The sequence below is a fragment of the Aquirufa sp. genome (assembly GCF_044377215.1).
Lineage (GTDB): Bacteria > Bacteroidota > Bacteroidia > Cytophagales > Spirosomataceae > Aquirufa.
Genome location: NZ_JBILJM010000007.1, coordinates 50,907 through 65,858, shown reverse-complemented (window position 1 = coordinate 65,858; position 14,952 = coordinate 50,907). Strand labels below are relative to the sequence as shown.

Sequence of the window (14,952 nt, the reverse complement as noted above, 5' to 3'; positions counted from 1 at the left end):
AGTGCGACATAAATTTGTGATCACACTTGAAAAAAAAGTTTATTTTAAAAGAGGTCCTAACAAAGGAAAAATTTTTGAAAAATAAGTTACATGTTAGGAAACAGCCTTCACTCCAGTTGTCCCACCTTGACTCAACGTAATGTCCACTGGGCTATTTGTTTTCCAAGAGCCGCGCGTGAAATCAGGGATATCAATGGTTTTTGAGCGATTATTCACCGACATTTCACTTAAGGGAACAATCGAACTCCAGGCTGCCGCATCATAAACATCCTGATCTAAAGGCAAACCATTGCGTAAACAATCAATTAAACGCCAGTCCATCATGAAATCCATGCCCCCATGGCCACCAATTTTCTTCGCTAATTCACCTATTTTCGCAATGATAGGAGGAGCAAATTGTTTCTCCAATTCCGCCATTTGCTCAGGTTTCACCCATTCATGGTGATGATTTGAGATCCGACCAGGTTCTGGATATTTCATGGCAACACCATTTGTACCACTCAATAAATGAATACGGGAATATGGACGTGGGCTTGAAACATCATGTTGAACCATGATTGTTTTTCCCTTTTGGGTTCGAATCGATGTGGTGTTCATATTGCCACGGAACTTTTTATCTACGAAATCCTTGAAATAAGCGTCTTTTTTGGCCAACTCGACCGCCATGTTATGCATTGAAAAATCGTTCGATTGGATAGAAACGAGGTAATCCATTTGATCCCCACGATTAATATTAAGCAATTGACAAATAGGGCCCAATCCATGCGTCGGGTATAAATTCCCATTCCGAAGATTCGATTTCAATCGCCAATTATCATGATATTGATTTTGCTTAAAGTTTGCACTCAATAAATCATGAATGTAAGCACCCTCCACATGTAAAATCTCCCCAAAATAGCCTTGTCGGGCCATATTCAAAGTCAACAATTCAAAGAAATCATAACAACAGTTTTCCAGCATCATGCAATGCTTCTTCGTTTTTTCAGAAGTTTCTACTAGTTGCCAGCACTCTTCCAAGGTCGTCGCAGCAGGCACCTCAATGGCAACGTGCTTCCCTTGTTTCATTGCATAAACCGCCATTTGTGTGTGTAAATCCCATGGCGTACAAATATAGACCAAATCAATATCATCCCGCTGGCACATCTCCTTCCACGCATCCTCCTTTTCAGTGTAAATAACCGGCTCAATATTCATTTTTTTGAGCGCTTTTGCGCCCGCCTGTGCCTTTTCTACGCGGACATCACAAATTGCCGTAGTTTGAACTCCTTCAATACGATTTACCCGTGTGATTGCACCTGAACCTCGATTACCTAAACCAATAAATCCAATGCGAACAACATCTAATTTAGGGGCAGCATATCCAGACATATTGAATAATTGCTTGGGAGCTATTGACGCTGGCGCTTTAGCCATATCTGAATCTTTCATAGACCATTTTTGCGTCATGCCAACGGCCGTAAGTCCACTTAGTTTGAGAAAATCTCGACGATTATTTTCCATAAATCTTTTGTTTATGCACCTAAATACTTTTGAATATGTTCGTAACTCTTTTTGACTAATTCCGCTTCCGTAGTATAATTTTTGCGCCAAATACAAGCCGCTGGCAACAAAGGAGTAAAAGCCTCTACCACTAACCAACCCGTGTAGTTCATTCGAGATAGTCCATCAAAAACATTATCCCACCGCACTTGTCCCTCCCCTAATGTGGCTCTCGTACTCTCCGACAATTGAATATGTCCCACTTCATCAGCAATGCGCACCATCGCTTCTCCCGTATTAAACTCCTCAATATGGGCATGAAAAGTATCAAACATGATTTTCACGTTGGGGTGATTGATGGCTTTTACTAAGGCGTACAATTGATCAGCGCAACTGACAACATAATTCTCAAAGCGATTCAAATACTCCAAGCCTAGAATAACGTTTTTTGATTGTGCGTGATATGCTACGGCCAACATACTTTCTTTAGACCAATCCAATTCTTGTTGCGTGGGGGCAGCCCCAGAAAATACAGCCAAAGCTGAATGAAATGGCCCTGAAAGGTAGGAAGCACCTAAATAGGCAGTAATATCCACTGCTTTTTTCAAGAAATCAATCCCTTTTTGACGGACGTTCGCATCTGCCGAAATCGTGTTCATATCAGCACCCAAAAAGGTAACGGTAAAAACCTCAAGTCCTAAGCGATCAATCTCCTTCTTCCAAGGTGTCCAATAGTCAATATCAGTGACAAAAATGGGGATTTCAACTCCGTCATACCCAACTTCCTTGATGTAAGCTAGGTGCTGGATGATGGACTCATTCATATCTGGCCCATAAACCAGCGTATTCATTGCAATCTTATACTTCATAATTTCTTATTTTGATTTAACCATTCCTCGGTAAGGAACATTTATTTCTAATTTACCTGGCCACTTTTTAGGCACCTTTAAGCCCAATTCCCAATGAATGGCATTAACAATTAAACGCTGGAATGGCTCAACGGTAAAATCCTCTGGATGTCCCATAGTCGTAAAAAATACCCGCGCATTGAACTGATTTTTCCACGTCCAAGCAATCGGTTGAGTCGTTGCCGGCTTATCTGGATCCACCGCATCTCCCATAAGTAACCACTCAGTTCCCTTCACAGGATAATCTGGTAACACCCGATATAACCAAGAGCGAACATGAAACTTAGGGTCCACCCCCGTCAAAATAGGGTGTTTTGCAGCTTGGGGATTTATACTTGCATCTGTAGATGCATTGTGTCCGTAATGCGTATGCTTGGAGACACCGCCCCAACCTGGAGGAGCACCGAATGCCTGCTCAGCCCATCCATTAAACTTTTCCAACGGATCACCCTTGGGATAATTGAAACTGTGAGTCGACGTACGAAATCCCATTATCGGTTTCCCAGATTTCATATACGCTTCAATCTTAGCCACTTGGTCGGCAGGTAATAGTCGCCAGCGCAAGAAAAATACAGCCAAATCCGCCTCTGCTAAGGCATCTAAACCCGGAATATCACGTTCAGCATTTTGATCGGGATAAGAGGTTAAGATTTTAGTCCGAAACCCGTAATTTGTTTCTAGGGCTTTGGCCAACAAGGGTAAGGTACTTTCACCGCTATATTCATGATCGCCACAAACAAAAACGACAAGCGGTTTTTTGCTTTGCGAAAAGGAAAAATAAGAACCCAAGCAAAGGGCTAAAACAAGTAAATAGCTAAATTTCTTCATTGGTTTATTTTTCTAATGGATGTTCTTCAAGAAGTTGTGAGGCATTGTATATATCTTTTTTAGAAGCTACCGATGCACGAACCGCTTTGACTTTCATTGGATCCACAGCCGGGGCTTTATTCCCAAATGAATTTCGCACATAGGTCAGCACCGCTGCCACTTCCCGATCATTCAATAATCCACCGTAAGGTGTCATAGGAACTTGGCCGCTATATTTGACTCCATTAACCTCCATAGGTCCCATAAGCCCTTTTAGGACAAGTTTGATGAGGCGTTCTTCACTGCCAACTGACCATTTCGAATTAGCCAAAGGAGGAAAACCGGAAGCAGATAGCCCCTTTCCATTACTTTGATGACAGGTTGTGCAATAGCCTTCTTTGGCATAGATTTTACTACCCTCTAGATATAAATCCAAATCCTTTCCTTTTAAATCAGATGTCAACGCAACTTCTTTTTTCTTGACAACATTTACGCCATTCGCATGCGCTACTGCAATCTCAAAAGGCTTGTCCATCCATTCATCCAAAGGTTTCGTTTTTGCGACATTGAATATTGGATTTGCTTTTTCTTTAGGCAACCAAGAAGCTGCAACAAAAGCTTCCATGCGCACCCTTCCATGATCGTCTTGGGCTGCTTTTGCCAATAATGCAGGTTGATTTACAACTTGATGTCCCGAATAACGCAATACGCGAACGGCAGCAGCACGTGCATGGTAATCTTTGGCTTGTAATAATCGATTTAATAAGCTTTGGTCTACTTTATTAAAGCCCCAACTAACCCACAAGGCTTCTAATAAATTATGTTCAAAATTAGGGTCTTGGGCATTTAATTTTGCTACCCAAGCACGAACGCGAGGCATAACTTCCGCAGCATTACGACCACGCAATTCCCGACGAACACGGTAACGCGTCCGGTACTCCGGCAATTTTAAGTTTTCCAATAATTCATCGATCGACGCGCCACTTACTTTAGCGGGAACCACCAAAGGTCTAGACGGATAAGTAATGCGATAAACCCGACCATGCGAGTGATCGCGCAATGGATCCCTTGCATTATGTTGCATGTGGCCAATTAATATATTGTGCCAATCGATCACATAAAGAGATCCATCAGGTGCAAATTCCATATCTACCGGACGGAAGTTACGATCTTCACCGACGATTAAATCTTGGCGGTGCTTGAACGCATAACCCGTACCTTTATCGGTCAATTGGTGCTGCTTCATCCCCAAAAATCCAATGGTATTATTAATTAAAAAATCACCTTGAACCTCATCAGGAAAATGTCTGCTGTAGACAAATTCTAGGCCTGAAGTTGGCCTAACCAAATGCTTTTCCTCAATTAAACTAAACGATTTATGGCCTGTTTGACCATAGCGATTTTTAGTTGACCCTGGCATCATCCAACGCACGTCAGGACCTGAGGTTTCAGCAAAGAAATTCTGTCCCCACTTATCAAATGCAATACCCCAAGGATTTGGAATAGATAATTGAGCTACGCGCTCTAAGTGTTTACGCGCTGGATTATAGCGCATAAATCCACCGTTAGTTGCCCGTACGGTTCCATAGGGTGTTTCCACATTCGTGTGCAAAAATACCCCTTCGCCCATGTAAATTGCTCCAGATTCATCCGTCACGAAAGCACTGATTTCGTGGTGTGTATCGTGGTCATCAAAACCACTAAGAATAACTTCTTTTTTATCCGCACGGTCGTCACCATTCGTGTCTTGCAAAAATACGAGATTCGTCCCTTGACTAACGTAAACTCCATTGTGGGCAATCTCCATGCCAACGGGTACATGTAATCCCGAAGCGAATACCGTTTGTTTATCGGCTTTTCCATCGTTATTGGTATCCTCTAGAATAATAATTTTATCGTTGGGTTTGGGATCTCCGGGCTTATAATGAGGATAGCTAGGCATACAAACTACCCATAAACGACCTTTATTGTCAAACGTCATTTGCACGGGTTTCGCTAAATCTGGGAATTCCGTCTCGGATGCGAATAGGTCAATTTTGTAACCAGGTGCCACTTTAATGGCCTTAAGTGCGTCTTGACCGAGTAAATAAGTTAAACTGCCATTTTTTTCTGGATTAAAATTCGTTTTAACTGGGTCGAGGGGCCTTGTTTGGGCATCTGCAGCAGCTAAATCAAAGGACTTACCGTGGATGGCGGCTTGAATAGCACGTTCCCGATTATCAGTCATCTGACGAATTTTTTCAATTTCAGCTGGATAATTATCTTGACCAAAAGGATTGTAACGACGGCCATATACGTGAACCCCATTCGGGATTTTAAAATCGTTGTGCCACATCCAATTTTTCTCAGCGACAGCTGCGTAAACATCTGCACGACGCGATTCATTTACCTGTATTTTTTTTCCAAATACCTTATCAGTCAAATAAACAGCCAATTTCTGATATCCTTCATTGTTTAACTGAATACCATCAATCGTTAAAGGCGCTTTACTAGCTGCATACCAAGCTTTGGAAGGTGTAAAAACATCGACAAATAGAACGTTTTCTTTTTGGCAAACCTCCTTCATTGCTTGGGTGTATTGGGCAAGCCGACTATTTTCGACCGTTCCCTTTGGCACATCATACAATGCGGTTAAATCTTCAAAAGCGATGGGCGAAACCAAAACCAAGGTAGGTGCCGAAACACCATTGTATTTTTGGGCGCGTGTATGTTGGATAAATGCGGTTAACTCACTTTTATATCGTGGAATTTTAGCTATCCCTTCATACGATTCAGAAAACCCGAAAAATCCGATTACAACATCTGTTTTTAGTCGGCCTAGCCACACATCATGCGACTCTAGATGTCCTTCGCTACCTGATTTATTCGCATATTCATCTTGAAATTGTTCGGCATTGGGAAATGCCCAAGGAAGGTTACGTGCGGAATGCGGGCGAAAACCTGGCGTATCGCCACCGTCACATAGATTCCGAACAGAAAGCTGACTTTCCGGATAACGCAAGTGTAATTCGGTTTCGAAGTGATCGTAATTAATCATTCGAGAACCTAAGTTTCCGCCAATAAGCGCAATTTGCGTTTTATTTTGAATGGGAATTAACTTCGGTACTTCGGGTTGATTAAAGCTAATAATGCTCAGCGAGAGCAGAATTAATAGAAATAATCCTTTTGTTTTCATGGACATAATGAATAGAGGTTATATAAATAAATAGTCGCAATTAGAAGTTGGCTTACTAATTGTCATACCCAAAATAGGCTTCTCTGATGAAAAAATCAGGGATTTAACCCAATTAAACTCCTAAAGACCAACCTGGTCGATACGTACGTTTCACGAATTGATTAGCCGCATCGAAATTCGTTACCCGCATATTTTGGTTATCCCACAATAATTTTGTGTTAGAACCTGGATAATGCATACCGTTTCCTGTTTTGCGAGGGAAAGGCATATCGGCAACGCGAATCGCTAAATTCGCCATCAATATAGCTTCTGTCAAAGGACCTGCTAATTCAAAAGGCGAACTTAATGTGCTATTTCCATACCCTGCAATGGCTCCTTCCACCCATTGCGCGTAGTGACCTTCCGAACTTCCTTTTACACGCGCTAGTTTTTGAGGTACTTTAACTTCTTGGTTACGTGACAATGGCAATAATCGTGGATTGGCAGCATATTCGCTAGCCATCATCTTTCCTTTCGTACCAATGAACAATATACCGGAATTACCATCGCCAAACATTTCATCAGGTCCTAATTCCTCTGGACGTTCAGGTTTAATTCCACCATCCATCCAATGCATCGTAACAGGACCCTTTGTCTTATCTGTTTTAGGAAAAGTTAAGGTAGCATGACTGCTTGGGGGACATGAATCTAAAAATACTCCACGTTTACCGAAGGCAGTAAAGACACTGCTAACACTTGCTTGAACATCGGATGCATATTTTAAGCCCAATACCCGGAAAGGAGCTTCCATAAGATGGCAACCTAAATCTCCTAAAGCACCGGTGCCATAATCCCACCAACCGCGCCAAGAACCTGGAATTAAATTATCTACATAATCCTTATAAGGTGCAGTACCTAACCATAAATCCCAATCTAATTCAGAAGGAACTGGTGGCTTAGCTGTTGACCACGGAATACCTTGTGGCCAAATAGGCCTATTTGTCCAAATTTGAACCGTATGCACATCGCCTATAATTTTAGCATCATACCATTCAACGAGTTGGCGTACACCATCCCCCGAAGACCCTTGATTTCCCATTTGGGTAACCACTTTGTATTTCTCAGCAGCTTGAGTCAGCATGCGCGCCTCGTAAATATCGTGCGTCATTGGTTTCTGCACATATACGTGCTTCCCTAATTGCATGGCGGCCATGGCTTGTACCGCGTGGTTATGATCAGGTGTTGATACAGACACAGCATCGAAATTTTTCGACTCTTTATCCATCATCACACGCCAATCTTTATAATATTTTGCTTTAGGGTAAGCCGCTACGGAATCTTTAGCCATGCGATCATCAACATCACATAAATAGCCAATATCGGCTTTACCACTTTCATAAAAATGCTTTAAATCTGATTTCCCTTTACCACCTACGCCAATTCCAGCAACGACAAGCCTGTCGCTAGGTGCCAAAAAACCTTTTCCCCCTAGGACATGACGGGGAACAATCATAAAGCCTGCTGAGGCTAAGGATGCGGACTTAAGAAAGTCTCGACGTGCGGGTAGCGTTTTTTTATTTTTCATAGGTGTTTAGAGGTTTTCAATTAAGGCCTAAAGCTAAAACTTTACTTATAATTTTTCAAGATTTATTTGTGTTTTTTGGACGGCGTCAAATAAGGCTGTTTTAACTGTTTCTAGAGACAATCCATCCGCTTTCCCTTTAGTATTAAATAATATGTTAGCCACATTCGGATTTTGATATGCCCCCGAATAGGAACGATACGTCTTGAAATTTGCAAATTCGCCACAAATAACTAGAGCAGGAATTTTAAATGCATTTGCCATGTGCGTGGGGCCAGAATCTAAGCCAATAAAAAAAGAAGCCCCTCGGATAATTTTCATGGAATCGATGAGTGAGGTTTTGCCAACCAAGCTTTTAAAGCCAGGTCTCTCAAAAGGCAATGGATTTTTTTGGCCAATTTCAACACATTGAATAGACCAGGTGTCCATCGCAAAATTGAGTAAGGACATCCAATAATCATCACGCCAGTCACGCATTCCATTATTTGATTTGGTATGAATTACCCAATATGCACCTTCAAACGGCAAAGAATACGGAATCTGATCCAGGTAAAGTTGGGGTTGTATGTTTAATTTTCCTAAATCAGCCAACTGCGATGCGACTTCTAACAACGTGTGTTCGTTGTAATAGTTGTCTAACCGAAGGTTAAGCGCATCTGCCTTGGGGTTTTTGATGCTAATTTTGGTTACCGAATCTTGCCTAAAGTCCGACAAATGCAAAGCGAAAAAATGATCAAATGGATTAAAACGAAGTAGTATATGTGTTAGTAATGTAAACTTTTGCTCCCACATTCGGTCGACTAATGGGTGAAATTGAAAAATAGGAAAATAAGATGGGTGGCAAATCCAAGTTATATGTACGGGATGATATTTAGCGGCCAACTCAGGTAAAATAGGCTCAGAGGCGACCATATCTCCCAAGTCGCCATCCATAGCAATACCAATAAAAACCTTTTGCGGATTTTTCCAGCGCTCTAATTGAATCCAAAGAAACAAGCGCCCAACATACAAAATGACTTGGATCCAATAAAGAAAAGATTTCAGCATTTGGAGTAATCTAGTAAATGACTGCAGCTAATTTTAACTACAATTTTGAATGTTTTCGAAGTTAAAAATATTTCATTCAAAACAAAAACATCAAAATATTGCAAAGGAAAAAAAGAAAATTTAAATTCGGAACAAACCTATTTAAATCAATTTTGCGCAACGCATCACCCTTTGACCTATGAAAAAGAACCCTTACTTGTGGATGATGTTCGTCCTACTGCAGATTAGCTTGTTTTCAATTAATTCGCTTACATGCGACGCTGCACCAGCCAAAAAGCCAATCAAAACCTTAATTGTTGATGGACAAAACAACCATGACCAATGGGCGAAAATAACGTTTATGATGAAGCGTTATTTAGAGGAAACGGGGAAATTTACTGTAGATGTTCAACGAACAAAGACTACTTGGAATGGGAAGGAGTATCTGTCTAAGTATGCGATTCCTGGCGTTGCTGCCTCAGTCGATCTACCTAAATCACAAATGGATTCAACTTTTCATCCCAATTTTAAAGCCTACGATGTCGTGATTTGTAATTTTGGTTGGAATGCCGCACCCTGGCCCAAGGAAACACAAGCCGATTTTGACGAATTTATAAAAAATGGTGGCGGATTAGTTGTCCTACATGCTGCAGATAATTCATTTCCAGAATGGCCAGCCTACAATCAAATGATCGGAATTGGCGGTTGGGGCAACCGAACCGAAAAAGACGGTCCTTATGTATATTTTGACCTAAACAACAAAGAAGTACGCGACTCAAGTCCTGGTCGGGCAGGTTCCCATGGGCCCCAAAAAGAATTTCAAATCACCATTCGCAATGCAAATCATCCCATTACTAAGGGTATGCCAACAACTTGGATGCATACGCAAGATGAAATGTATGATCGTTTAAGAGGCCCCGCAGAAAATATGGAGGTCTTAGGAACTGCCTTTTCTGCGGTGGAAAATAAGGGATCAGGCCGACATGAACCCATGTTGTTGACAATCAAATACGGCAAAGGTCGAATTTTTCATACACCTATGGGCCATGCGGATTATTCAGTCAACTGCGTTGGATTTATCACTAGCCTATTACGTGGTACCCAGTGGGCGGCAACCGGAAAGGTAGATATCCCTATTCCAGCTGATTTTCCAAAATCAGATTTGTCACAATCCCGTCAATTTAAAGATTAACACCCATTTTTAACCCTTGAATACCATGCGTTCTCGTCGAAAATTCCTACAGTCACTTTCTATACCCATGATGGCTGCACCCTTTGCAGCTACGGCTTCACAAGAACTTGAAAATTCCAAATTGGCCAATACGCCAGTCGAGGAATCAAAAACAGCGGATGGACCAATACTTCGCGTAGCCTTAATGGGATTAGGTGGATATTGCGATCGAGTAGCTAAAGCGATACAAGCATGTCCCCGCGTGAAAATCACGGGATTAATCAGTGGAACACCTACTAAATTAGCTGCCTGGGGATCGAAATATCAAGTTCCAGAGTCTAGCCGATATTCCTACGAAACGGTGGATCAGATTAAAGCCAACCAAGAAATTGATGCGGTTTACATAACTACACCCAACGCCTTACACAAGGATAACGTTATTCAAATTGCCCGAGCCGGAAAACACGTTATTGTGGAAAAACCGATGGCGCTGAATGCGAAGGAAGGAAAAGAAATGGTGGATTATTGCAAGACAGCTGGGGTACAATTAGTAGTTGGCTACCGCATGCATCTAGAACCTAAGACCTTGGAAGTAGTTCGCAAGCGTCGAGAAGGCGAATTTGGTCAGATTTTATTTTTCCAAGGCCTGTCGGGTTTTGTCATTGGCGACCCCAAACAATGGAGATTAAATAAAGCCTTAGCTGGAGGAGGATCCATGATGGATATTGGTATCTATTCTGTGAACGGAGCACGCTATATGATTGGAGAAGAACCTATCTGGGTCACAGCCCAAGAAACAAAGACAGATTTTAATAAATTTAAAGAGGGTGTTGACGAGACCATTCAATTTCAAATGGGTTTTCCCAGTGGCGCAATTGCCTCCTGTTTATCTACCTATGCCTTGAATAATTTGGATCGCTTTTTCTTGGATGGGACAAAGGGATTTGCGGAGCTGAAACCAGCCACTGGCTATGGCCCAATTATGGCTCGAACGCATCAAGGTGAAATTGAATTTCCACATGTAAACCATCAAACAGTCCAAATGGATGAAATGGCGAAATTTATTTTGGACGGCAAGCAACCCATCATTCCCATGAATGGCGAGGAGGGACTACAAGACTTACGGATTGTGGACGCTATTTACAAAGCCGTCAAAACTGGCAAAAAGGTTACTATTTAACTTTTCGTTAAATTCAACCAACAGCTAACTTATTTTATTTGATCCACGCGAATACCAAATACATGCAAACTGATTTTATCTAGTGCATTTTTGTCCCCCGTAAAATGAATCGTTCGGTGGTGGTGTGTCAAGGTTTTTCCTGGTTGCAATGCCGCAGCTGGTGATGAGCTCTCAATTTCATAAAATTGGCCTAGCTGAGTACCATTGTTAATGCCATCGTTATATGCATTTACAGCATCACCCTTTAATGGATCAGCTTGAAGCTCCCATTTCCCATTTAAATAGGGTGAATGATCATTCGGCAAATCAAATTGAGCCACCGTCAAAACCTGTTTTTCAGTATCATAACTCCCAATAAACGGCAAAGCACGCGCAGGAGAAATACCTATTTTACTTCGGTACTTCGCATCTGCCTTGAAGAAAATAACGCCATTTTCATTCCTCAATCTTGAGGATGGAACTTGACCAAAATAATCATCCGTATAAATGGGCCCTTCCCCATCCGTTTTGAATGGAGCCACCACAACTGTTTTCTCGGTCGCGTTTAGCATACTTAATATCCAAATAGAAAGCATCCCATGCGTCTCATTCCATGGCTTTTCCCCTGTATTTGTAATCGAATTAGTCGTTTCAAAACCGACCATTTTCAGGTCGCCTGATGGATTAATTCCAATCAAAGTTTGAATATTCGCGGGAGTTAATAAGCGTATATCCCGATTTACGCGTAAGTATAAATCATTTCCAATGTAATTCTGAAAATGCATATTTTGCACAAATTTAGCTTCTGTTTTTGTCGCAGATTGGACTTCAAAAGGAGAAGAATCTAATTCCTTGGGAACTTGCCAATTTTCAAACGAAAAATCTTTGCCCTGCTTAAAATAGACAGAAAATTGTCCTCCCTCCGGGCCTAACCAAAAACGCTCCTCCCCTCCGAAGGCCGTCATGTGCTTGGAAATCTTGCGTGAGGCAAGTAAATCATAATTAAGCCAACCGAACGAAATTCCTTTGTCTCCTCCCGCGGTGCTCGTCATCACCCGACCTTGCAAGGCTGGTGAAATAATCACTTTGGCATCTCCTTTTTCATCCTCCAAAACAAGTATTTCGGGTTCACTTGTTTTAAGAAATTCCAAATCAAAACCAAAAGATCCTTTTGTAGAAGGTACAGGAGTACAAGAATTAAGCATAATTAAACAGCAGATTAAATATTTCATTAACGTATTGATAAAAATATACAAGTTTTACGAAGTTAGTAAAAAGTGATAAACTCGTTATTTTAAAAATCTAACCGGGTACTCAATATGGGCACCATTGGCAAAGCATAGCGGTACGTAAGCGCTTTTAATGCCGAATCGTACCGTTCTTCAATCACATTACTAGTATTCAAACTATTTTGTACGTCCGCTCGAATAGACCAAGTATGCCCTTTTCGATTAATTTTATAGGCAAGTGAAAAATCAAGTCGGTTAAAATTAGGGTATTGAGCCTCATTGATTTTTGCCGATTGCAGTATTGTCGTATTTCTTTTAATGGACTCGGGCAAATTAATAGGCGTATACCGATTACCACCACGCAACATGTATCGAAAATTGATCGATAACGTTTTTTGTTTATTCAATTGGAAATCTTTACCTACCAACAGATTTGCAGCAAACAAATTATTAAACTGCGTATTTCGCCAAATTAAATTTCTGTTCTGGTATTTTGAGTCAAACAACGAAGCGGTGAGTAAGTAATAAAAATCATTCGCAAAAAATCGCTCTAACGTAAATTCTAAACCTTTATTTATCCCTCTCCCCTCATTAACCAGTACTTGAGAAGGAATTCCTGAGCTGTAATTGACCATGGAAAATACGCCATTTCGCGCAGAGTCAATAGGTACTTGTTGAATATCCTGCCAATATGCCTCAATTTTTAGTCGGGTCGACTCCCCTAGCAGTTGGTCAAACGAAAGCACTTGATGCATGGAACGCGAAGGAATTATGGATTTATTAGGTTGAACAAATATTCCCGGACTTGGGTACCTTTTATATAAATAAATGGAAAGCGGCTCTAAACGGGAGTGCCAACCAATACCAAGACCAAATCGACCACCCGTCTGATTTTGGAATGAAATAGCCATTCGTGGTTCTAGTGCCTTTGCCCCATTTAAACTAAAATGATACGCGTGAAGTCCGATGGTACTTTGAAGAAAAGGTGTCCATTTTTGAGTTACCTGTGTAAATACTTGCGAATAATAAGTCGCATCGGATTCCTGTAAATAATTCACAAGAGCCCTACCATTCCAACGATTTTCTTGTAGATCAAAACCTAACCTACTGAGAACAAAACCTAGTTTTAAGGTTGTAGCACTTGACACTTTATGTAAATAGGTGGAATTAAGCCGCCAATTGGGGTAACGATAGGACTGATTTCGAATATTCTTCCATTGCGAATTTAAAATTTCATCTCGATCAAACTGGGTAGATTCTTGGGTAAAGGCCAGGTTACTAGATAAATTTCCATACTTCATGGGTAGTTTATGCCCTACGCCAAAAACACCCATGAATCCAGAAGAATATTCCCTACTTTTAATTTTTTCATCTTCGGTATCATTTGAGCCCAATAAGCCCCAAAAACTTAATGTACCAGCCTTTTTAAGTGGAACCTCAATCGTATAGTTAAAGTCTCGGTAAGCTGGTTTGAAATTCCCCGTATTAATACGTACCAAACCAGATTTTAAAAGTAATTCTAACGTTGAATACCGCGCACCTACTCGGTAGGAACCACCCTGTTTTCCTAATGGTCCTTCCAATGCTAAATCAATTCCAACCACAGAAAGTTGGGCCATCCACTCTAACTTTTCATTATTTCCTCGGCGAAAACGTAAATCAAATACACCGGAAGACGCGTTTCCATATTCCGCGGGAAATGCAGAGGTCATAAAGTCCGAATTCGCCAAACTTGTCGAATTAATCATGGAAATAATTCCACTCGTTGACCCTTGACCATCACCAAAATGATTGGGATTAGGAATTTCTATACCCTCCATACGCCACAATAAGCCTTTGGGAGAATTTCCGCGGATGATGATTTCATTATTTTGATCTGAACCGGCATTACTCACACCCGCAAAATTTAGAGCCATTCGCGCTGGATCTTGAAATCCACCCGCATATCGATTCGCTTCAGCTGTAGAAAATTGGCGCGTACTAATTAAAGCAGACTCATTCAAAGCCTGATCTTTTCGCTTCTCAGCAACAATTTTCACCTCACGTAGGTAAACAACTTTTTCCTCCATTTCGATCGGAAGAACAATCTCTTTACCACTGGTAACCTCCAACATAGGTATCTCATAAGGAGCATAGCCCAATCGGGAAAAAGAAACTTTGTAGCGACCTATCGGGGTTCTTGCAAAATTGAATCTCCCCAACGAATCTGAAAAAACAACTTGTTGGTGAGGGGAAATTCGCACACTCACGCCAGCTAACGATTGAAGCGTTTGTTTGTCGACAATGCGACCTCGAATATTTTGTTCTAGACTTTGACAGATAAGTTCATGGCTTAAAAACAAAAAACAAACCATAAATACCCTCCGAATGATGGGATTAATTGTAGACATCAAATCAAATTTTTACCAAAGTAAAGTGGGTCAAAAAATATAGCAGA

The 14,952-nt window shown here is 41.2% G+C and carries 10 protein-coding genes; 2 read left to right on the top strand and 8 right to left on the bottom strand.

The window, feature by feature from the left end; translation table 11 throughout:
• Positions 1 to 93: 93 nt before the first annotated feature.
• The 6 genes from ACIQ6T_RS04095 to ACIQ6T_RS04070 all read right to left on the bottom strand — a co-directional run bounded on the left by ACIQ6T_RS04095 (position 94) and on the right by ACIQ6T_RS04070 (position 8,977).
• Positions 94 to 1,500, bottom strand: coding sequence for a Gfo/Idh/MocA family protein (locus ACIQ6T_RS04095; protein WP_395784514.1), 1,407 nt, complete (start codon positions 1,498 to 1,500; stop codon positions 94 to 96).
• Between the two features lie 11 nt (positions 1,501 to 1,511).
• Complete coding sequence (locus ACIQ6T_RS04090; protein ID WP_395784512.1) at positions 1,512 to 2,348, bottom strand: sugar phosphate isomerase/epimerase family protein; 837 nt, start codon at positions 2,346 to 2,348, stop codon at positions 1,512 to 1,514.
• A gap of 6 nt (positions 2,349 to 2,354) precedes the next feature.
• Positions 2,355 to 3,215, bottom strand: coding sequence for a ThuA domain-containing protein (locus ACIQ6T_RS04085; protein WP_395784510.1), 861 nt, complete (start codon positions 3,213 to 3,215; stop codon positions 2,355 to 2,357).
• Between the two features lie 4 nt (positions 3,216 to 3,219).
• Complete coding sequence (locus ACIQ6T_RS04080; protein ID WP_395784508.1) at positions 3,220 to 6,369, bottom strand: PVC-type heme-binding CxxCH protein; 3,150 nt, start codon at positions 6,367 to 6,369, stop codon at positions 3,220 to 3,222.
• A 112-nt stretch (positions 6,370 to 6,481) separates the two neighbouring features.
• Positions 6,482 to 7,933 (bottom strand): Gfo/Idh/MocA family protein, encoded by a 1,452-nt coding sequence (locus ACIQ6T_RS04075; RefSeq protein ID WP_395784506.1) that lies wholly within the window; start codon positions 7,931 to 7,933, stop codon positions 6,482 to 6,484.
• A gap of 45 nt (positions 7,934 to 7,978) precedes the next feature.
• Positions 7,979 to 8,977: a glycosyltransferase family 9 protein gene (locus ACIQ6T_RS04070; RefSeq protein WP_395784504.1), complete on the bottom strand. Its 999-nt coding sequence runs from the start codon at positions 8,975 to 8,977 to the stop codon at positions 7,979 to 7,981.
• 178 nt (positions 8,978 to 9,155) lie between these two features.
• Between ACIQ6T_RS04070 and ACIQ6T_RS04065 the strand changes: the two genes are divergently transcribed.
• Positions 9,156 to 10,148 (top strand): ThuA domain-containing protein, encoded by a 993-nt coding sequence (locus ACIQ6T_RS04065; RefSeq protein WP_395784502.1) that lies wholly within the window; start codon positions 9,156 to 9,158, stop codon positions 10,146 to 10,148.
• A gap of 25 nt (positions 10,149 to 10,173) precedes the next feature.
• A complete protein-coding gene (locus ACIQ6T_RS04060; protein WP_395784500.1) occupies positions 10,174 to 11,307 on the top strand; it encodes a Gfo/Idh/MocA family protein in 1,134 nt (377 codons plus the stop codon).
• Positions 11,308 to 11,336: 29 nt separating this feature from the next.
• Here ACIQ6T_RS04060 and ACIQ6T_RS04055 read toward each other — a convergent pair whose 3' ends face one another.
• Both ACIQ6T_RS04055 and ACIQ6T_RS04050 read right to left on the bottom strand, forming a co-directional pair.
• Positions 11,337 to 12,491 (bottom strand): DUF6786 family protein, encoded by a 1,155-nt coding sequence (locus ACIQ6T_RS04055; protein WP_395784498.1) that lies wholly within the window; start codon positions 12,489 to 12,491, stop codon positions 11,337 to 11,339.
• 89 nt (positions 12,492 to 12,580) lie between these two features.
• Positions 12,581 to 14,905 carry a carboxypeptidase regulatory-like domain-containing protein gene (locus tag ACIQ6T_RS04050; RefSeq protein WP_395784496.1) on the bottom strand — a complete coding sequence of 775 codons (2,325 nt, stop codon included), beginning with the start codon at positions 14,903 to 14,905 and terminating at the stop codon, positions 12,581 to 12,583.
• Between the last annotated feature and the right edge of the window lie 47 nt (positions 14,906 to 14,952).